General features: G+C 69.8%; 19 protein-coding genes. 12 read left to right on the top strand and 7 right to left on the bottom strand.

From position 1 onward, the window contains the following. Positions 1–194: 194 nt before the first annotated feature. Entirely contained in the window at positions 195–2,306 is a 2,112-nt protein-coding gene (gene pta / locus G6N61_RS15770; RefSeq protein ID WP_163924865.1) for a phosphate acetyltransferase, read from the top strand. Continuing rightward, entirely contained in the window at positions 2,307–3,446 is a 1,140-nt protein-coding gene (locus G6N61_RS15765) for an acetate kinase (RefSeq protein WP_163919357.1), read from the top strand. Here the strand turns inward: G6N61_RS15765 and G6N61_RS15760 are convergent. From G6N61_RS15760 to glnX, 5 genes are all read right to left on the bottom strand, one after another. Then, complete coding sequence (locus G6N61_RS15760; protein WP_163916602.1) at positions 3,443–4,450, bottom strand: IS481 family transposase; 1,008 nt, start codon at positions 4,448–4,450, stop codon at positions 3,443–3,445. The two genes, G6N61_RS15765 and G6N61_RS15760, sit on opposite strands and share 4 nt — an antisense overlap. Before the next feature lie 115 nt (positions 4,451–4,565). Continuing rightward, entirely contained in the window at positions 4,566–4,751 is a 186-nt protein-coding gene (locus G6N61_RS15755) for a long chain fatty acid-CoA synthetase Faa4p (RefSeq protein ID WP_163919356.1), read from the bottom strand. Between the two features lie 135 nt (positions 4,752–4,886). Beyond that, the gene (locus tag G6N61_RS15750) at positions 4,887–7,139 is read right to left on the bottom strand and encodes a serine/threonine-protein kinase PknG (RefSeq protein WP_163924864.1); all 2,253 of its coding nucleotides are present in this window, start codon (positions 7,137–7,139) and stop codon (positions 4,887–4,889) included. Then, a complete protein-coding gene (locus G6N61_RS15745; RefSeq protein WP_163919355.1) occupies positions 7,139–8,098 on the bottom strand; it encodes a glutamate ABC transporter substrate-binding protein in 960 nt (319 codons plus the stop codon). The genes G6N61_RS15750 and G6N61_RS15745 overlap by 1 nt, the downstream gene beginning before the upstream one ends. Then, positions 8,098–9,417 carry a protein kinase G-activating protein GlnX gene (gene glnX / locus G6N61_RS15740; protein ID WP_163919354.1) on the bottom strand — a complete coding sequence of 440 codons (1,320 nt, stop codon included), beginning with the start codon at positions 9,415–9,417 and terminating at the stop codon, positions 8,098–8,100. The genes G6N61_RS15745 and glnX overlap by 1 nt, the downstream gene beginning before the upstream one ends. A gap of 135 nt (positions 9,418–9,552) precedes the next feature. Between glnX and G6N61_RS15735 the strand changes: the two genes are divergently transcribed. Beyond that, on the top strand, positions 9,553–10,068 hold the full coding sequence (locus G6N61_RS15735; protein WP_163919353.1) for an NUDIX hydrolase: 516 nt from the start codon (positions 9,553–9,555) through the stop codon (positions 10,066–10,068). Here the strand turns inward: G6N61_RS15735 and thiE are convergent. Further along, complete coding sequence (thiE, locus tag G6N61_RS15730) at positions 10,055–10,747, bottom strand: thiamine phosphate synthase (RefSeq protein WP_163919352.1); 693 nt, start codon at positions 10,745–10,747, stop codon at positions 10,055–10,057. The two genes, G6N61_RS15735 and thiE, sit on opposite strands and share 14 nt — an antisense overlap. Positions 10,748–10,860: 113 nt before the next feature. On the opposite strand from thiE, the gene thiO reads away from it, so the two are divergent. The 8 genes from thiO to G6N61_RS15690 are packed head-to-tail and all read left to right on the top strand — an operon-like array spanning position 10,861 to position 18,240. Then, positions 10,861–11,868 (top strand): glycine oxidase ThiO, encoded by a 1,008-nt coding sequence (gene thiO, locus G6N61_RS15725; protein WP_163919351.1) that lies wholly within the window; start codon positions 10,861–10,863, stop codon positions 11,866–11,868. Further along, positions 11,865–12,062, top strand: coding sequence for a sulfur carrier protein ThiS (thiS, locus tag G6N61_RS15720; RefSeq protein ID WP_163919350.1), 198 nt, complete (start codon positions 11,865–11,867; stop codon positions 12,060–12,062). Before thiO ends, thiS begins: the two co-directional genes overlap by 4 nt. A 1-nt stretch (position 12,063) precedes the next feature. Further along, positions 12,064–12,858, top strand: a complete 795-nt coding sequence (gene thiG / locus G6N61_RS15715) for a thiazole synthase (RefSeq protein WP_163919349.1) — start codon at positions 12,064–12,066, stop codon at positions 12,856–12,858. Next, complete coding sequence (locus G6N61_RS15710; protein WP_264077100.1) at positions 12,855–13,619, top strand: SGNH/GDSL hydrolase family protein; 765 nt, start codon at positions 12,855–12,857, stop codon at positions 13,617–13,619. Before thiG ends, G6N61_RS15710 begins: the two co-directional genes overlap by 4 nt. 13 nt (positions 13,620–13,632) lie before the next feature. Continuing rightward, entirely contained in the window at positions 13,633–14,544 is a 912-nt protein-coding gene (locus G6N61_RS15705) for an ABC transporter ATP-binding protein (protein WP_163919348.1), read from the top strand. Further along, entirely contained in the window at positions 14,541–15,299 is a 759-nt protein-coding gene (locus tag G6N61_RS15700) for an ABC transporter permease subunit (RefSeq protein WP_163919347.1), read from the top strand. Before G6N61_RS15705 ends, G6N61_RS15700 begins: the two co-directional genes overlap by 4 nt. A gap of 14 nt (positions 15,300–15,313) precedes the next feature. Next, positions 15,314–16,819 carry a M28 family metallopeptidase gene (locus tag G6N61_RS15695; protein ID WP_163919346.1) on the top strand — a complete coding sequence of 502 codons (1,506 nt, stop codon included), beginning with the start codon at positions 15,314–15,316 and terminating at the stop codon, positions 16,817–16,819. Continuing rightward, entirely contained in the window at positions 16,816–18,240 is a 1,425-nt protein-coding gene (locus tag G6N61_RS15690; RefSeq protein ID WP_163919345.1) for a M28 family peptidase, read from the top strand. The genes G6N61_RS15695 and G6N61_RS15690 overlap by 4 nt, the downstream gene beginning before the upstream one ends. A 1-nt stretch (position 18,241) precedes the next feature. Here G6N61_RS15690 and ddaH read toward each other — a convergent pair whose 3' ends face one another. Then, positions 18,242–19,015 carry a dimethylargininase gene (gene ddaH, locus G6N61_RS15685; protein WP_163919344.1) on the bottom strand — a complete coding sequence of 258 codons (774 nt, stop codon included), beginning with the start codon at positions 19,013–19,015 and terminating at the stop codon, positions 18,242–18,244. Positions 19,016–19,061: 46 nt separating this feature from the next. On the opposite strand from ddaH, the gene G6N61_RS15680 reads away from it, so the two are divergent. Continuing rightward, complete coding sequence (locus G6N61_RS15680) at positions 19,062–20,339, top strand: HNH endonuclease (RefSeq protein WP_163919343.1); 1,278 nt, start codon at positions 19,062–19,064, stop codon at positions 20,337–20,339. Positions 20,340–20,348 lie beyond the last annotated feature (9 nt).

Raw genomic sequence — 20,348 nt, 5'->3', positions numbered from 1 at the left:
CCCAGGCCGTCGCGCCAGGGCTCCCAGCGGGCCGCCGAAGGGGACGACGCCGAGACGGCCGGAGCGCGGTTTGGCACCTTCTCGTCGTGCTCGTGGAGGTTCAGCGAAGTGTTCGCACTGGTGAGGCAACGCCGAGGGGAGGGGTGTGGCCGGAACGGACGGGATACGGAAGGCTGTGTGGCGTGGCACAGGCTATGCAGAGCGCCGGCAATCCATCTAGCACATCCATCTACGTAGCGGCCCCCGAAGGCGACACCGGCAAGTCGACCGTCGCACTGGGAATCCTGCACCGGCTCGCGGCCACCGTCGCCAAGGTCGGGGTGTTCCGCCCCATCACACGGATGGGCGAAGACCGCGACTACATCCTCGAGTTACTGCTCGCCCACACCACCGCGGGGCTGAGCTACGAGGAGTGCGTCGGCGTCGGCTACGCCGAGCTGCACGAGGATCCCGACACCGCGCTGGGCGACATCGTCGACCGCTACCACCAGGTTGCCGAGCGGTGCGATGCCGTGGTGATCGTCGGCAGTGACTACACCGACGTGGCCTCGCCGAGTGAGCTCAGCGTCAACGCCCGCATCGCGGTGAACCTCGGCGCGCCGATCGTGCTCGCCGTGCGCGCGGCCGACCGCACCCCCGCCGACGTCGCGCACGTCGTCGAACTGTGCCTGGCCGAGATCGCCGGACAGCACGCGCACACCGCCGCCGTCGTGGCCAACCGCGCCAACCCCGACGAACTCGACGCCGTCGCAACGGCGCTGAAGGGCTTCGAGGCCGACGGCCTCAAGTGCTACGTGCTTCCGGAGGACCCGCTGCTGATCGCCCCGTCGGTGCGCGAACTGTGCGCGGCGGTCGACGGCACGCTCGTCAGTGGCGACGACGACCTGCTGAACCGCGAGGCGCTGGGCGTCCTGGTCGCAGGCATGACGGCCGAGCACGTCGTCGAGCGGCTCACCGAGGGCATGGCGGTCATCACCCCCGGTGACCGGTCCGACGTGGTGCTCGCAGTCACCAGCGCGCATGCGGCCGAGGGGTTTCCGTCCCTGTCGACCATCATCCTCAACGGGGGACTGGCGCTGCACCCCTCGATCGCCGCGCTCGTCGAGGGCCTGCGGCTGCGGCTGCCGATCGTGGCGACCGATCTCGGCACCTACGACACCGCACGCGCGGTGTCACAGGCCAGGGGCCGCGTCACCGCGGACTCCCAGCGCAAGGTCGACACGGCGATCCAGCTGATGGAGACCCACGTCGACACCGCCGATCTCATCGCGCAGCTGTCGATCGTCGTGCCGTCGGTGGTGACGCCGCAGATGTTCACCTACCAACTCCTCGATCGCGCCCGCGCCGACCGCAAGCGCATCGTGCTACCCGAGGGCGACGACGACCGCATCCTCAAGGCCGCGGGCCGGCTACTCAAGCGTGCCGTCGCGGCCCTGACGATCCTCGGGGACGAGCCGTCGATACGGGCCAGGGCCGCCGAACTCGGCGTCGACCTCGCGGACGCGACGGTGCTCGACCCTCGGACCAGTGAGCTGTGCGACCAGTTCGCCGAGCAGTACTCCGAACTGCGCAAGCACAAGGGCGTCACCGTCGAACAGGCGCGGGAAGTCATCCACGACGTCTCGTACTTCGGCACCATGCTGGTGCACAACGACATGGTCGACGGCATGGTGTCCGGCGCCCGGCACACCACGGCGCACACCGTGCGGCCGTCGTTCGAGATCATCAAGACGCTGCCGGACGTCTCCACGGTCTCGAGCATCTTCCTCATGTGCCTCGCCGACGAGGTACTCGCCTACGGCGACTGCGCCATCGTGCCCGACCCGACCGCGGAGCAGCTGGCGGACATCGCGATCTCCTCGGCCCGCACGGCCGCGCAATTCGACATCGAACCGCGCGTCGCGATGCTGTCCTACTCCACCGGGACGTCCGGAACCGGCGCCGACGTCGAGAAGGTCAGGGAGGCAACCGAACTGGTCCGCCAACGCGAACCGGATCTCCTCGTCGAAGGGCCCATCCAGTACGACGCGGCAGTCGAGCCGTCGGTGGCGGCCACCAAGATGCCCGACTCCAAGGTGGCAGGACGTGCGACCGTGCTGATCTTCCCGGACCTCAACACGGGCAACAACACCTACAAGGCCGTGCAGCGCAGCGCGGGCGCCATCGCGATCGGCCCGGTGCTCCAAGGCCTCAAGAAGCCGGTCAACGACCTGTCCCGCGGTGCGCTGGTCGAGGACATCGTCAACACCGTCGCCATCACGGCGATACAGGCCCAGGGCATCGTCCGCGAGGAGTCGACCACTTAAATGACCACAGTCCTCGTCCTCAACTGCGGCTCCTCCTCGCTCAAGTACGCCGTCGTCGAGCCCGACTCGGGCAGGCAGCTCGCCGACGGCATCGTCGAGCGGATCGGCGACGACGGCGGCGTGCCCGACCACGAAGCCGCACTCCGCACCGCGTTCGACGAGCTGGCTCGGGCCGGCCACCACCTCGAGACGCTGGGGCTGCTGGCCGTCGGCCACCGGGTGGTGCACGGCGGGCCCGACCTGTACCAGCCGACCGTCGTCGACGACGACATGATCGAGACGCTCAAGACGCTCTCACCGCTTGCGCCGCTGCACAATCCGCCCGCCATCACCGGAATCGAGGTCGCACGCGAACTGCTGCCCGATCTGCCGCACGTCGCGGTGTTCGACACGGCGTTCTTCCACGACCTGCCGGACTCCGCGTCGGCGTACGCGATCGACCGGGACGTCGCGGCCCAGTGGCACATCCGCCGCTACGGCTTTCACGGCACCTCGCACCAGTTCGTCAGCCAGCAGGCCGCCGAGTTCCTCGGAACGCCGTTGGCGTCGCTCAACCAGATCGTGCTGCACCTCGGCAACGGCGCATCCGCCTCGGCCATCGCCGGCGGCAGGCCGATCGACACCTCGATGGGCCTCACCCCGATGGAGGGCCTGGTGATGGGCACGCGCTCCGGTGACGTCGATCCCGGTGTGTTGGTGTACCTCTGGCGCAGGGCCGGGATGAGCATGGAGGACATCGAGACCATGCTCAACAAGCGCTCGGGCGTGCGGGGGCTGGGCGGGCAGATCGACTTCCGCGAACTGCACCGGATGATCGACGCCGGCGACGACGACGCGCGCCTGGCCTACGACGTGTACGTCCACCGGCTGCGCAAGTACATCGGTGGCTATCTGGCGCTGCTCGGCAACACCGACGTCATCACGTTCACCGCAGGCGTCGGGGAGAACGACGCGCTGGTCCGCCGGGATGCGCTGAGTGGGCTGGCGCCGCTCGGCATCGAACTCGACGAGCACCTCAACGACAGCCCCGCCCGTGGGGCCCGGCGGATCTCGTTCGAGACGTCACCGATCACGGTGCTCGTCATCCCCACCGACGAAGAACTCGCGATCGCCAGGGCGTGTGCCGAGGTGGTCGGCTAGTTGTGATGTCCAGGGAGGTTGGTCAGCCGGGTGACCGGTGGGCGGCCTCCGAGGGCGGAGTGGGCTCGGTGGTGATTGTAGAAGTGCAGCCAGCCTGGTAGCGCGGTGTTGCGTTGTTCGGTGGATTCGTAGAGTCGGGCGTAGGCCCAGCCGTCGGCCAGGGTTCGGTGGAATCGTTCGATCTTGCCGTTGGTTTGCGGTCTGTAGGGACGGGTTCGCTTTGGGGTGATGTGCAGTTCGGTGCAGGCGTCGCGCCAGGCGTAAGAGCGATAGGCCGATCCGTTATCGGATAGGACCCGCTCCACGGTGACGCCGCGAGCGGCAAACCACATCACGGCGCGTTGCAGTACGGCGATCGCGGTGGCGGCTTTCTCGTCGAACTGGACTTCGGCATAGGCGATCCGTGAATAGTCGTCAATCACAGTGTGCACGAACGCTATTCCGATCCTGGGGCGATAGTGCGTTGATTGGCCGCCACGCTCGCCGGTGCGGTGGCCGGTAGCGATGGCGTTGCGTTTGCTTTGTTGTCTGCCCACGAACCTGTGGCCGCCGCCGTCGGGGATGTTGGCGAACTTGGTGACGTCGACGTGGACGAGCGATCCGGGATGAGGGTGTTCATAGCGGCGCAGCGGTTCCCCGGTGACGCGGTCGATGTAGGACAGTCGGTTGACCCGGCACCGAGTCAACACCGCGTGCACAGTCGAGGCCGGCACTCCGAGCCGTCCGCCGATCTGCACCGGTCCCAACCGCTGTCGCCATCGCATGTCCACGATCCGCCGCATGACTAGAGGCGCAGTCTTGGTCGGACTGACGTGCGGGCGCGAGCTGCGATCGACCATCCCGGCCGGGCCCTCGGCCCGGTACCGGTCGGCCCACTTCTTGGCGGTTCGCGGAGCGACCATGAACAACTTGGCCGCGGCGGCGTAGGTCCAGCCGGTCTCAACGACGAGCCGAGCAAGCCTCAATCGAGCGCGCGGGGTCAATGCAGCATTAGCGTGGGACACGAAGGCCTCCTGGTTGGTGAAGCGGTTTCTAGACAGCTCCACTTCACAACCGGAGGCCTTCCCTGTCACACAGGCTCACCGATACAAATCAGGACAACGTCCCTGGACATCACAGCTAGTCGCGGACCCAGACCGCGACGAAGTTCACCGGGATGCCGGTGCGCGCGGCGATGCACTCGCGTGCGGCAGCCTCGGCGTCGGCGCGGTGGTCGACGTGCAGGACGGCATCGATCTCGGGAATCTCGACGGCCCACAGGAAGCCGTCACGGGTGACGTCGACCTCGAACAGCTGACCCGCCATGGGGCGCAGTGGGCGACGGCGGAGCTGGGAACGTACTGGGCGAGTGCGGTGAGCGACGGTCGCGCGCATGAGTGCTTCCTCAATGAAGGATTGGGCCGCGCGCAAAGATACTGCGTCTACTCCGGTGTCGCCAAATCAGAAGGTGCTCATCGGCCGAACGCTGTTCGCGAGGTCCACCAGCGCGTACCGGTGTGCTTGCGAGGGAGCCAATCTGGCCAGTTGACGCAACGACGCCTCGACGCCGAGTTGCAACCCATGCTCAGTGAACGGGAAGCCAAGAATGTGGTTCGTGCTGGCCTCGTTCTCGGCCAGCCAGTCCATCGCCGTGCCCAGCACCAGCGCGCGAATCTGCAGTACGCGCGGCTCGGTCTCGGGCAGTGCCTCGACGCGTCGGGCGGCATCGCGGATCTGCTGCTCGGTCACCTCGCTGCCCGAGCGGCCCGACAGCAGCGTCACCGCACTGGTCAGCCGGGCCGTGGTGAAGTGCCTCGACGTCGGCGGCACCTGATCCAGCGTCTTGACGGCCGCTTCGCGCTGGCCGGACGACGACTGCGCCCTCGCCAAGCCGAAACCCGCGGAGATGACGCCGTTGTCGGTGTTCCACACCGTCTTGTAGAAGCCCTGCTCGTCCGAGTCGCCCGAGAGTTCGGCCGTGGCGGCCAGCGCGAGCTTGGGCGCCAGCTCGCCGGGCAGCGTGTCGAGCACGTCGCTGAAGTGCTTGGTCGCGGCGTCGTAGTCCGCCGAGAGTAGTTGCGCCACACCGCGGAACCACGCCAGCCGCCATCGCCAGCCGACCCGCTCGGCGAGGTCGTCCAGCTTGCGGGTGGCCTTTGCGACGTCACCGAGGTCGAGTAGCGCGCGCACCTCCATCAGCGGCAGCTCGACCGACTCGGATAGGTCGATGCCCTCACCCGACTCGAGCGTGCCGTGCCGCGCCGCCCGCAGCGAGTCGAGCGTCTGCACCGGCTGGCTCAGCACGGTCGCCGACAGCACCGTCGCGCCGACGTCGGCGGGATCGACCATGGGCACCGGCAGCGCCCGGACGATCTCCTGGGCCGTCAGCTTCTCCGAGTGCACCTGACCGTCGAGGTACACGTCGGTGTGGGCGACCAGCAGGTCGATGCCGAACGTGGACCGCGATGGGCTGAACACCGTCGACAGGCCCGGCCGCGGCACCCCGGTATCCTTGGCGACCACCTCGCGGAGGACGCCGAGCAGCTGGCCCGACATCTCCTCCGCGCTGGCGAACCGGCGCCGGGGGTCCGGGTCGGTGGCACGGTGCAGGAGCCGGCAGAACGAGTCGTACTGCGCGAGAACGGGATCGTCGTCGGGGAGCCCGTCGACGTAGCGGCCGTTGCGGGTCTTGAGGTCGAGGGTCAGCGCGGCCAGGGTGCGGCCGACCGTGTAGACGTCGGTGGCCACCGTCGGGCCCGTCCTGACGATCTCCGGCGCCTGGTAACCCGGTGTGCCGTAGAGGAATCCGTAGGAGTTGATCCGCGACACCGCGCCCAGGTCGATCAGCTTGAGCTGCGACTCGGTGAGCATGATGTTCTCGGGCTTGAGGTCGTTGTAGACCAGTCCGCTCGAATGCAGGAAGGCCAGGGCGGGCAGGATCTCCAGCATGTAGCCAATGGCCTGGGATACCGGAAGCTTCTGCCCCTTGGGGGGTTTGAGCGACCGGCCGCCGACGTACTCCATGACGATGTAGCCGACCGGGTCGCCGTGCTTGTCGGCGTGCTCGACGAAGTTGAAGATCTTGACGATCGCGGGGTGGGTGACCTCGGCGAGGAACTGCCGCTCCGCCATCGCGATCGCCTGCGCCTCGGCGTCACCGGCGTGCACCAGGCCCTTGAGCACCACCGGACGATCGTTGACGTTGGTGTCGAATGCCAGGTAGATCCAGCCGAGACCACCGTGGGCGATGCAGCCCTTGATCTCGTACTGGTCGGCGACCATGTCGCCCGGAACCAGTTGCGGCAGGAACGAATACGGGCTCCCGCAGTGCGGGCACCAGCCTTCGGACAGCGCCTCGCCGTCGGACGACGAGCGGCCCACCGGCCTACCGCAGTTCCAGCAGAACCGCTTGTGCTCGGCGACCACCGGGTTCTTCATCAGGGCTTCGAGTGGATCGCGCTCGTGCACCCTGGGGACCTCGACGAGCCCGCCGCCCAGCCTGCGGGTGGGCGACCAGCGGCGCGTCATCGCGGTCGTCTGCTCGCGAGGTTCGGTCTCGGCGGTGTCGACCGACATGCCCACCGAGTCGTCGAAGTTGGGCCGGAACACCGCCTGGGTCGCCGCGGGGCGCACGGTGCCCAGCGAGTCGTAGCCCATCGGATCCGCGGGCTGGGTGCCGGGATCGGTGTCGGCGTCGTCCTCGGTCGTCGACATCAGCGCTCGTACCTCGGTGATGGTGGCGAGGGCGCCGGACCCAGCACGGTGAGCCACTTGCGGTACAGCGTGTTCCACGTGCCGTCGCGCCGGATGCGTTCCAGCGTGCCGTTCACGAACCGGACCAGGTTGTCGTTGTCCTTGTTGATGCCGATGCCGTAGGGCTCCTCGTTCATGCTCGGTCCGACGATGTGGAGATACGGGTCCTGGGCGACCAGGCCCGCCAGGATCGTGTCGTCGGTGCTGACCGCGTCGACCTGACGCTGCTGCAGCGCGACCAGACAGTCCGCCCACGTCACCGTCTCGACGACCATCGGCGGCGGGTTGATCTCGCGTACCCGTTCCAGCGACGTGGTGCCCTTCACCGCGCACACCCGCCTGCCCGACAGGTCGGCCGCCTTGGCGATGGGCGAGTCGCGTGGCGCGAGGATGCGCTGGTTGGCCGACAGGTACTCGGTGGAGAAGTTGACCAGCAGCTTGCGCTCGCAGGTGATGCTCATGGTCTTGACCACGATGTCGACCTGATTGTTCTGCAGCGCGGCAATGCGGTCGGCCGACGACAGGATGCGGTACTCGACCTGCGACGGGGTGCCGAAGATGTCACGTGCGACCTCGCCCGCGATGTCCACGTCGAAACCGGTGATCTCGCCGGTGATCGGGTCCCGGAAGCTGAACAGGTTGCTGCCGATGTCGAGGCCGACGATGAGCCTGCCCCGGTTGCGGATGTTCTGCACGGCCTCGTCGGCCTGCGACGTCGTCGGGAACGGGCGCAGGCTCGCCGTGCAGTCGTCCTCCTCCGGCGCGGGCATGCGCGCTGCCTGCGGTGGGGCCTCGACCATGCCCGACGGGGTGGGCGGGGCGAGCGTCACGGCCGGCGTGTCGATCGCCGGGGCGGTCTCGCTGCAGCCGACGAGCGTCGCCGCAATGGCCAGGCCGGCGAGCAGCTTCTTCAGGCTCATCAGCGGTACTCGCTCAGCCGTGGCCACAACCCCAGCGACACCGCGATCGCCGCCATCACGCTCAACGCCGCTGCGCCGACCGTCGCGCCCGACAGCACGCGCCGCGCGTTGACGATGTCGCTGCGCAGCTGTTCCCTGCTCTCCGCGATGCCCTTGCTCAGCGCCGCATCGAGCTTGTCGAATGCCGGGGTCGAGTCGTCCTCGCCGGTGCCCAGCGCCACCTGCGTGGCGGCCTGGTAGTTGCCGACCGCGATGTAGGCGTTGATCCGGTCGTCGGCGGCACGCCAGCGCTGCAGCAGCTGTTCGGCGTCCGCGAGGTCGGCCTTGTCGATTGCGTCGTCGCGGTTGAGGTAGGTGGACAGCTGCTGCGCCATGGCGTCGATGCGCTGGTAGTACGACTGCTTGCGCACGCCCTCGTCACCACGCCGAATCAGCGACAGCGTCTCGTCGGCACGTGCCTGCTGCGCGGTGATGGCCATGGTCGTCACCGTCTTGAGCGACTCGGCCGCCGTGCTCTTGGCGCTACGGCTGTCCAGGGTCGAGATGATCAGCGCGGTGCCCACCCACACGATCATGACTAGGACCGCAAGCCCGCCCGCCACGAAGCCGATGTTCACCCGCCGCCGCGTGTGCCTGGCGAGCCAACGGTTGGCGAACACGCCGAACAGGATCGTCGCGAGCACCACGAGGATCACCGGCGCGGGAATCCTGGTCGAGGCCGTCGTCTCGGTGTCCACCTGCAGCGAGGTCCGCTCGTAGAGCCGCTGCGCGTCGGGCAGGATCTGCGTCTGCATCAACCCCGACGCCTCGGACAGATACGACGAGCCGACCGGGTAGCCCGCACGGTTGTTCGTCCTGGCCGTCTCGACCAGACCCGTGTAGACCGCCAACTGGGCATTGATCCGGCCCAGCAGTTGGACCATGTCCTCGTCGGTCAGCCCGCTCGACGCGCGGGTCACGGCCACGGCCGCGTCGGTGATCGCCTGCTCGTAGCGCTGGCGCACGGGCCGGGGTTCGGCGCCTGCGATGAACGCGGTCGCGGCGGCGGCGTCGGCGACCGAAAGCGTCGTGTACAGCTCGCCGGCGGCGAAGGCCAGCGGTTCGGTGTGGTCGAGCACGGTGGTCAGCGCCTGCTGGCGGTCGTTGATCGTCGTGGACGTGGCGAAGGCGCAGGCGATGACGAGCGACGACAGCACCAGGCCGATGGTCAGGATGCGTCCGGGCGTCGTCCAGAGGAACCACCAGCGCGAGTGCGTCGGAGTCGTCGGCGACCGCGACGCCAGGGGTTCAGTCGAAGGGTGCGCCAACTCCACAGTCACCTGTGTGCGGACCTCAACTTTCCGGCGGGCGGTTTGAGTCAACCGATTCTATAAAAGAATTCTAAGAGTTGTCGGCACGACGCGGATGCAATCGGGCGACACCGCCCAACCTCGGGCGTTTCCTATCCTGAATGGGTGCGAGGTGACGGTGACGGCTGGGTGCTGTCGGACAACGGTGGCCATTTCTGGGGCAGACACGGCGCGGCCGGTCTGCTGCTGCGGGCTCCGCAGCCCGACGGACGAGCGGCGGTCCTGCTTCAGCACCGTGCGGTGTGGAGTCATCAGGGCGGCACCTGGGGACTGCCCGGCGGAGCGCGGGACAGCCACGAGACGCCCGAGCAGGCGGCGGTCAGGGAGGCCAACGAGGAGGCGGGTCTGCACGTCGAGCAGCTGACGGTCCGCACGTCGGTCGTCACGTCGGAGGTGCCCGGTCCGGGCGGGCCTGCGTGGACCTACACGACGGTGATCGCGGACGCGCCCGAGCTGCTCGACACCACGCCCAACCGCGAGAGCGCCGAACTGCGCTGGGTGGCCGAGGACGACGTCGCCGACCTGCCACTGCACCCCGGTTTCGCCGCGAGCTGGGACCGGCTGCGCAGCGTCACCGCCACGATCCCGCTGCTCAACGGCAAGGACCTCAACGGGAACTGAGCGCCGACTTGAGCGCCGCGGCCGCCGCGGCCGGGTCGTCGGCGGCGGTGATCGCACGCACCACGACCACGCGGGTGGCTCCCGCCTCCAACACCTCGGGCAGGCGGTCACCGTCGATGCCGCCGATCGCGAACCACGTCTTGTCGCCCGCGGTCGCCGCCGCGGTGCGGACCAGATCGAGCCCGGGTGCGGTGCGGCCGGGCTTGGTGGGCGTCGGCCAGCACGGACCGACGCAGAAGTAGTCCACCTCGTCGGAGATCGCGGCGGCCACCTGCGCGGCGTCGTGGGTCGAGCGTCCGATCAGCGGTCCAGGGCCGATCACGTCGCGCGCCATCAGCAGCGGGAGGTCGTCCTGGCCGAGGTGGAGCACGTCGGCGCCTGCGGCCCGCGCGATGTCGGCGCGGTCGTTGACGGCGAGCAGCGCGCCGTGCCGCCGGGCGGCGTCGCCGAGCACCGCGAGCGCCTCGAGTTCCTCACGCGCCTCGAGCGGGCCGAACCGCTGCTCGCCGGCGGACCCCTTGTCACGGAGCTGAATGATGTCGACCCCGCCGCGCAGCGCCGCGTCGGCGAACTCGGCGAGGTCGCCGCGCTCACGGCGGGCGTCGGTGCACAGGTAGAGCTGGGCGGACTGCAGTCGCTCACGGGGTCGTCGCACGCATCGAGGGTAAGCTCGAGCCATCATCACGGGAGTCCCGGGAGCGGGACTGAGAGTGGGCGCCGACGTCTCTGGTGGACGTCTCCGGCCCTGACCGTCACACCTGATCCGGGTCATGCCGGCGAAGGGAGGAACCCATGTCCGTCGGCACGTGCGCCGTCGTCGGCGGCGGCGTCATCGGGTTGGCGGTGGCCAGACGCGCCGCGCTGGACGGGTGGTCCGTGCGCGTCCACCGCACCGGCGAGCACGGTGCGTCGTGGGTCGGCGGCGGGATGATCGCCCCGCACAGCGAGGGATGGCCCGGTGAGGAAGAGCTGTACCGGATTGGGCTGGAGTCGCTGCGGCTGTGGAACGAGGGCTTCCTCGACGGGCTGCCGCCGGAGGTCGTGACCGCGCGCGAGTCGCTGGTGGTGGCGGTCGACCGCGCCGATGCCCAGGACCTGCGCACCGTCCGCGAGTGGCTCGCCGCGCAAGGCCAGGACGTCACCCCGACCCGGTCGGCCAGGGACGTCGAACCGCTGCTGGCGAGCAACATCAGGCACGGGTTCGTCGCCGAGAACGAACTCGCGGTGGACAACCGCGCTCTCGTCACCGCGCTGGCCCAGGAATGTGAACGGCTCGGCGTGACGTGGGCGCCACGGGTCGCGGCCCTCGACGAGACGCGCGACGCGGACGTCACCGTCATCGCCAACGGCATCGACGCCCCGACGCTGTGGCCGGGTCTTGCCATCCGGCCGGTGAAGGGCGAGGTGCTGCGGCTGCGGTGGCGCAAGGGATGCATGCCGGTCCCGACGCGCGTCATCCGCGCCAGGGTGCACGGCAGGCCGGTGTACCTCGTGCCGAGGCCGGACGGGGTCGTCGTCGGGGCGACCCAGTACGAACACGGCCGCGACACCGCACCCACCGTGTCCGGCGTACGCGATCTGCTCGACGACGCCTGCGAGGTGGTGCCGGCACTCGGCGAGTACGAACTCGCCGAGGCCGCGGCGGGTCTGCGACCGATGACACCCGACAACCTGCCCCTGGTGGGCAGACTGGACGAACGCACGTTGGTGGCCACCGGTCACGGTCGGTCGGGCTTCCTGCTCGCACCCTGGACCGCCGACCGGATCGCCACCGAGCTGAAAGTGGGGGTGCCCGTATGAACGTGACCGTGAACGGCAAGGACGTCGAACTCGACGGGAACGCCACGGTGGCCACGCTGCTGGACACCCTGGGATTCCCGGACAAGGGCGTCGCGGTGGCTCTGGATTGGGCAGTGCTGCCCCGGTCGGAGTGGGACCGCGAGCTGCCCGATGGCGCAAAGGTGGAAGTGGTGACGGCGGTGCAGGGTGGTTGAGGTGGAAACGTCGGCGGCGGGCAGGAGCGCAGCGACCGGGGAAGCAAAACTGACCATCGCGGGGCGCAGCTTCGGCTCGCGCCTCATCATGGGCACCGGCGGCGCGGCCAACCTCGCCGTGCTGGAGGAGGCGCTGGTCGCGTCCGGCACCGAGTTGACCACGGTGGCGATGCGCCGGGTCGACGCGGAGAGCGGAACCGGGGTGCTCGACCTGCTGAACCGGCTCGGCATCGTGCCGCTGCCCAACACCGCGGGGTGCCGGGGTGCCGCGGAGGCGGTGCTCACGGCCCGGTTGGGCCGCGAGGCGCTCGGCACGGAGTGGGTCAAGCTCGAGGTGATCGCCGACGAACGCACCCTGCTGCCCGATGCCATCGAATTGGTCCGCGCCGCAGAGGAACTCGTCGACGACGGGTTCGTCGTGCTGCCGTACACGAACGACGACCCGGTGCTCGCGCGTCGCCTCGAGGACGTGGGTTGCGCTGCCGTCATGCCGCTGGGTTCGCCGATCGGCACCGGGCTCGGCATCGCGAACCCACACCACATCGAGATGATCGTCGACCGCGCAGGCGTGCCCGTGATCCTGGACGCGGGCATCGGCACGGCGAGCGACGCAGCGCTGGCCATGGAACTCGGTTGCGACGCCGTGTTGCTGGCCACCGCCGTGACCCGCGCGTCCGACCCGCCGGTGATGGCGGCGGCGATGGCGGCCGCGGTCGAGGCCGGGCGCCTCGCCCGGCAGGCGGGACGCATCCCGAAGCGGTTCTGGGCGCAGGCATCCAGCCCGACCGGCCCGTGACGGGCAGGTACGTCGCGCTCGGATCGTCGATGGCCGCTGGGCCGGGCATCAAGCCCAAGGCGCGCGGCGCGCCGTTCGGGTCCGGTCGCTCCGCGGCGAACTACCCGCACCTGGTCGCCCAGCGTCTGGGGCTTGTGCTCGTCGACGTCACGTTCTCCGGTGCGACGACCGCGCACGTCCTGCGCGACGAGCAGCGCGGCGCGCCACCGCAGGTTCAGGCACTCGACGGCTCCGAGTATCTGGTGACGGTGACGATCGGCGGCAACGACGTCGGCTACGTGCCGTACCTGATGGCGGCGGGCCTGCCGCGTTTCGCGTCGTCGATACCCGTGCTCGGTCGTGCGGTTCGGGAGATGCTCGATCCCGCCAACCGCGACGCGGCGCTCGCCGAGGTCGGCGCGTCGCTGCGTGCCGTCGGCCAGGAGGTGCGCCGGCGCGCGCCCCAGGCTCGGGTGCTGTTCGTCGACTATCTGACGCTGCTGCCTCCGGTCGGCTCGCCGGCTGCGCCGCTGTCACCGGCCGAGGCCGACACCGGACGGCGCATCGCCGACACGCTCGAACGGCTCACTGCAACCGCGGCTGCCGAGACCGGCTGCGAGGTGGTCGCTGCGGCCGACGCCAGCCGCGGCCATCACGCGTGGTCAGCCCATCCATGGACCACCCGGCCCGGCCTGCCGCTGCCCGGACGGGCCGCACCGCTGCACCCCAACGCTGCGGGCATGCGCGCCGTCGCGGACCTGATCGTGGACGGGATCGGCTGAGATCATCGACACCGTGATCGAACTCGTCGGGCTGACCAAGGTGTACGGCCGGACCCGTGCCGTCGACGATCTCACCGTCTCGATCGAACCGGGCGTCGTCACCGGGTTCCTCGGGCCCAACGGGGCGGGCAAGACCACCACGATGCGGATGATCCTCGGCCTGGACCGCCCGACGTCCGGCATGGCGACCATCGGTGGCAAGCAGTACCGCGAGCTGACCGATCCGCTGCGGAAGGTCGGCGCCCTGCTCGACGCCAAGCAGGTGCACCCCGGCAGGTCGGCGCGGGATCACCTGCGCTGGATCGCCGCCTCCAATCGCATCCCGGTCGCTCGCGTCGACGAGGTGCTCGAGATCGTCGGGCTGGACTCGGTCGGCGACAAGCATGCGGGCGCGCTGTCGCTCGGCATGGGGCAGCGGCTGGGCATCGCCGCCGCGCTGCTCGGTGATCCGCCGGTGCTGCTGTTCGACGAGCCGGTCAACGGTCTCGATCCGGAGGGCATCCGATGGGTGCGAACCCTGATGCGGGCGTTGGCCGCCGAGGGCCGCACGGTGTTCGTGTCGAGCCACCTGCTCGCCGAGATGGCCAACACCGCGGACCGCCTGGTGGTGATCGGCCGCGGCAAGCTGATTGCGTCGACGACGGTCGCCGAGTTCGTCTCCGGTTCCGGTGCCGCCGCGGTGCGGGTTCGCAGTCCGCGGCTGGACGCCCTGGCCGAGCTGCTGACCGCCGCGGGAGTCGACGCGAGCCTGGAGCCCGACGGTCTGGCGCTCTCGGTGCGGGGCGCGGCCATCGAGGTCGTCGGAGAACTGGCTGCGCGCAACGCGATCACCCTGCACGAGCTGAGCACGCAGCGCGCCTCGCTGGAAGAGGCCTATCTGAAACTCACCGACGACGACGTCGAATACCGGACGGTGGATCGATGACTGCCCTGGCCGCGCTGAACGCCGAGCGGATCAAGCTCACCACCATCCGGTCGCCGCTGTGGTCGGCCCTGGCCGCGGCGGTGCTGAGCCTCGCGGTGGCCGTGCTGCAGGGGGCGACGGCATACGGAGCAGCGGGTCTGGCGCCCTCGCAGGCGGCGATGGGCGTCGCCGTGTTTGGCGTGCCGCTGCTGATGGTGGTGTCGGCGATGACCGTCACCGGGGAATACCGGTCCGGAACCATCCGGACCACGTTCGCGGGCACGCCGAACCGGACACTGGTGCTCGTGTCGAAAGCAGTTGTCGCGGCCGGGTTCTCCGCTGCCTGCGCCGCGGTGCTCACGGTCGCCGCGGTGGTGCTGGCGCGGCTGGCGGCCGACCCGCTGCTCGGAGCCCAGCTCTCGCTGGCCAGGGCGGAGGTCTGGGGCCTGGTCGTCGCGCTCGCGGTGTTCGCCGGTGTCGCCGCCGTCCTCGGCGTGGCCGTCGGGGCGCTGCTGCGGCACGCGGCGGGTGCGGTGGCGGTGCTGCTGCTGTGGCCGCTGGTCGTCGAACCGATCGTGGGTAACCTGCCGAGCCTCGGCGCGCGCGTCGGCCCATGGCTGCCGTTCAACAACGCGTTCGTCTTCGCCGACGTGCAGTGGCTCTACTCGAGCTACGACATGCCGTGGGGACCGTTCGGGTCGCTGGTGTACTTCGTCCTGGTGGCCGCCGCGGTCTTCGTCGCCGCCACCGTCGTGGTGAACAGGCGCGACGCGTGACTAACGTGGGAAGCATGCGGCGGACATCTCGAACGGCACTCCTGACCCTGACGGTGGCGACGACGGTGCTCGCGGGATGTGGGCAGTCGTCGAACCCGCAGGCGGCGCCGAGCGCCCCGCCCGCTCAGGCCGCACCGGCCGTGGACTTCGCCGTCGAGCAGCAGAACAAGGTGACCGTCGATGCGATGATGGCGCACCTCGGCAAGCTGCAGGAGATCGCCAACGCCAACGACGGCAACCGCGCCCTCGGTACCAAGGGTTATGCCGCCAGCGTCGACTACGTGGCGGGCGTGTTGCGGGACAAGGGTTTCGACGTCACGACCGACGAGTTCGACGTGCGGCTGCCGTTCGCCGACGAACCCTCGCTGTCGGTGGGCGGGACGGGCGTGAAGGCCTCGCCGCTGAACTACACGATCGGCACCCCGCCCGCAGGTGTCAACGGACCGCTGCTGCCCGCCCGCATCGACGAGACGCCAGGATGCGCACCCGCGGACTACGAGGGACTCAACGTGCGGGGCGCCGTCGTGCTCGTCGACCGCGGCGCATGTCCGTTCGGCGCGAAGCAGAAGGTGGCCGCCGACCTCGGTGCGGTCGCGATGATCGTCGTCAACAACGTCGACGGCGAGGAGAGCATCGGCGCCACGCTGGGCGCCACCACCGACGTCAAGATCCCGGTCGTCGGCGTCACCAAGGCCGAGGGCGCCCGTCTGCGGGAGAACCCCGCGAACACCACGCTGCAGATGAATGCGGGCGTGCGCGTCGACAAGACCCGCAACGTCGTGGCGCAGACCAAGACCGGTGACACCTCGAACGTCGTCATGGCCGGAGCCCACCTGGATTCGGTGCGCGAGGGGCCGGGCATCAACGACAACGGCACCGGAGTGGCCGCGGTGCTGGAAACCGCGGTGCAGCTGGGTAGTTCGCCGCCCACGCGCAACGCCGTGCGGTTCGCATTCTGGGGCGCGGAGGAAGAGGGCCTCGTCGGCTCGACGAAGTACGTCCAAGGCCTCGACGTCGAGGCGCTCAAGGACATCGCGCTGTACCTGAACTTCGACATGCTCGGCTCCCCGAATCCCGGTTACTTCACCTACGACGGCGACCAGTCGGCGCCGCCGACGCCGGCCGTGCCGCGGGTGCCGGAGGGGTCGGCGGGCATCGAGCGGACGCTGGCCGACTACCTCGACAATGCGGGAAAGCCCGCGCAGGACACCGACTTCAACGGCCGCTCGGACTACGACGCGTTCACCCAGGCGGGCATCCCCGCAGGCGGGTTGTTCGCGGGCGCCGAGGACAACAAGTCCGTCGAGCAGGCCGACCTGTGGGGCGGGCAGGGCGACAAGCCGTTCGACCCGAACTACCACAAGCCCGGTGACACCATCGAGAACATCGACCGCACGGCACTGGAGATCCAGGGGCGCGGTGTCGCATACGCCGTCGGCCTCTACGCACAGGACGAATCGGGTCGCAACGGCGTCCCGCCCCGCGAGGACCGCACGCGGCACGTGGTGAAGGAACAGTGAGAGTTGCCGCGTGCGTGGCAGTCCTGGCGCTGGTGCTCGCGGGGTGTACGACACAGCGCGTCGCCGAGCCGCCCGTCGACCTGGCCGGTGATCTCGCCGACGAGGTGACGGTCGATGGCATGTACACCCACCTGGAGCGTCTGACCGACGTCGCGAACGCCCACGACGGCAGCAGGGCCGACGGGACCCCAGGCTACGACGCGAGCATCGACTACGTCGCAGGGGTGTTGCGCGACAACGGATTCGACGTCCAAACCTCCAAGTTCGAGCGGATGGTCCTCGCATCGCCTGGCAAGCCGACGTTGACCGTCGGCGGCAGGGGCCATCCGGTCGACCAGGCGTCGCTGCTGACCCAGACGCCGCGCGGCGGGCTCAGCGCCCAGACGGTGCGGCCCCGCCGGCCTGCCGGATGCACGGCGGCAGACTACGGAACCGCGACCGTGCGCGGTGCGCTCGTCGTCGTGGACGACACCGGGTGCTCGGTGGTGGACAAGCAGAAGACTGCCACCACGGCGGGTGCGGTCGGGGTACTCGTCGTCAGCGACTCCGGACGGCCCGGTCTGTTCACTCCCGGCTACTACCAGCAGCTCCAGGCGCCGGTGGCGGTGATCGGCAGGGACGTCGACGCGCAGATACGCCGCACCTCGGCGCCCGTCCGCCTAGTCCTCGACGCCAGAGCGGCCACGGTGACCTCGCGGAACGTGTTGGCACAGACCAAGACCGGCGACGCCGGCCGCGTGATCATGGCGGGCGCGCGGCTCGACTCGGGGCCCGACAGCCCCGGTATCAACGACGACGGTTCGGGGGTCGCTGCGCTGCTGGAGACGGCCGCCCGGCTCGGCTCGTCACCCGGGGTCGCGAACGCCGTGCGGTTCGCATTCTGGGGCGCGGGTGCGGCAGGCCAGGAGGGTTCGTCGAAGTACGTGGCGGGCCTCGGTGTCGAGGGTGTGAGAGACGTTGCGCTATATCTGAACGTCGAGCCGATCGGGTCGGTCAACGCGGGCTACTTCACCTACGACGGAGATCAGTCGGGCCAACCCAATCCGCAGGTGCCCGCCGCGTCCGTGCCCGGGGGATCGGCGGGGATCGAGCGCACGCTCGCCGGGTACCTGAACCTCGCGGGCAAGCGGCCAGCCGACCAACCCCTCGGCCGCTCAGGCGATTACGCGCCGTTCATGGCGGCGGGTGTGCCGATCGGCGGTCTGACGACGGGCACTACGGGGCGCAAGACCGAGGTGCAGGCGCGGCTGTGGGGCGGTCAGGCCGGGCGGCCGTTCGACCCCAACACCCGGACCGCGCGCGACACGATCGTCAACGTCGACCGCGACACGCTCGGGATCACCGGCCCGGCCGTGGCATTCGCGATCGGCACCTACGCCCAGTCGGTCGAGGGCCCCAACGGCTTGCCGCCGCGCAACTGAGTCAGCCGCGCAGCCGCACCGACAGGCACGTCACGCAACCCTCGAGCTTCTCGTACTCCGAGATGTCGACGGCCACAACGCGGTAACCGCGCCGACGGAACAGGTCGGCGGTGGCAGGCGCAGCCGACGACATCAGCAGGGCGCCGTCGCCGAGCAGCACGACGTGGGCGCCGGGTTCCTCGGGCACCGCGAGGAAGCGATCACCCCAGACCGTGGGGTCGTCGACGAGCGGTTCGTAGCCGATCACCGTGCCGTCGGGGAGTGCAGTGACGGCCGACTTGAGGTGCAGCACCTTGGTCAGCGGCACGGGGATGACGTGTGCGCCGAGTGGTTCGAGGTGGGCCGCGAGTTGCCGTGCGCCGTCGGCGTTCGTCCGCCCGCCCAAGCCGACCCAGACCCGGCCGCCGTGCTTGAGGACGTCGCCGCCGTCGAGGGTGCCGGGTGCCTCGATGCGGGCGATGCGGTAGCCCCGGGCGCGTACGGCGTCCTCCGCCGCCTCGGTCTCGGGCTTGCGCTCGTCGGCGCCTGGCCGGCTGATGACCGCGAGGTCGCCGTAGACCACCATGGTGTCCTCGACGAACACCGAGTCGGGGCAGTCGGGCGCCGGGGTGACCTCGTGGGTGGTCCAGCCTGCGTCGTGCAATGCCGACACGTAGCCGTCCCATTGGTGTTGCGCGAGTTCGACGTCCACGTGCTCGCTGCGGTCGATGTGGGTGACGAGGCCATCGGCGAGGCGTGGCGAGGGACGGCGAACGAGGGCGTGACGACCGTGCATTGGATCATGGTGCCACTTGTCGGTGGGTGGCCTTAGAATCGAACACATGTTCGATATGCTGGACTTCGACCCCGCCACCGTGGACGAGGCCGGCCTGATCGACCGCATCGCCCAACTGGAACGACTGAAGGCGACCGCCGCCGCCGCCCAAGCCCGCCTGACCGCCGCCCTGGACCTGAAACGCCGCACCGCAGAAGCCGACGCCGGCATTCCGATGCGCAAGCGCGGGCAGGGCCTCGCCTCCGAAGTGGGCTTGGCGCGGCGGGAGTCGCCCACGCAGGGCAGCCGCCACCTCGGCTTCGCCCGCGCCCTGATCCACGAAATGCCCCACACCCTCGCCGCCCTCGAATCCGGCGTGCTGTCGGAATGGCGGGCCACGCTGCTGGTGCGGGAATCGGCGTGTCTGGAGGTCGAGGACCGCCGGACCCTGGACGCCGAGATGTGCGCCGACCCCACCACGCTGGTCGGCAAGGGTGACAAGCGCATCGAAGCCGACGCCAAGGCCATCGCCTACCGCCTCGACCCCCACGCCGTGGTCGACAAGGCTCGCCGGGCGCACGAGGACCGGTGCGTCAGCATCCGGCCCGCCGCCGACACCATGGCCTGGATCGGCATCCTGCTGCCCGTCGCCCACGGCGTGTCGATCTACGCCGCCCTCAAGCACGCGGCCGATACCACCAGCGATGGCCGTAGCCGCGGCCAGGTCATGGCCGACACGGCCGTGGAACGCATCACCGGCCGCCCCGCCGACACCCCCGTCCCGGTCACCGTCGACGTGGTGATCACCGACGAGACCCTGCTCGGCGGGGACACCGAACCCGCCCGCATCCCCGGCTACGGACCCATCCCCGCCACCGTGGCACGCCATCTGGTCTCCGACGCAGTGGGTGACGAGCGGTCGCGGGCGACGCTGCGCCGGCTGTACCGCCACCCACAATCCGGGGCGCTGGTGACGATGGAGTCCCGCGCCCGACTCTTCCCGAAGGCGTTGGCGACGTTCATCGCCCTACGCGACGACACCTGCCGCACCCCCTACTGCAACGCACCAATCCGTCACATCGACCACGCCACACCCAAAGCCCGGGGCGGGCCCACCACCGGACTCAACGGCAACGGCCTATGCGAAGCCTGCAACTACGCCAAGGAAGCACCCGGCTGGCGCGTCCGCACCCGCGACCAACACGGCTGCCACACAACTGAAGTCACCACACCCACCGGCACCACCTACACCGGCAAGGCACCACCACTACCCGGCCGCAACACCGAACACGTCACCAGCATCGACGTCGCACGCTTCCGAATCGTGTACCGCCGCGCCGCCTAGGGACAGCGC

Origin of the sequence: Mycolicibacterium arabiense (assembly GCF_010731815.2) — a bacterium.
GTDB lineage: Bacteria > Actinomycetota > Actinomycetes > Mycobacteriales > Mycobacteriaceae > Mycobacterium > Mycobacterium arabiense.
This window is presented reverse-complemented; position numbering and strand designations above follow the sequence as displayed.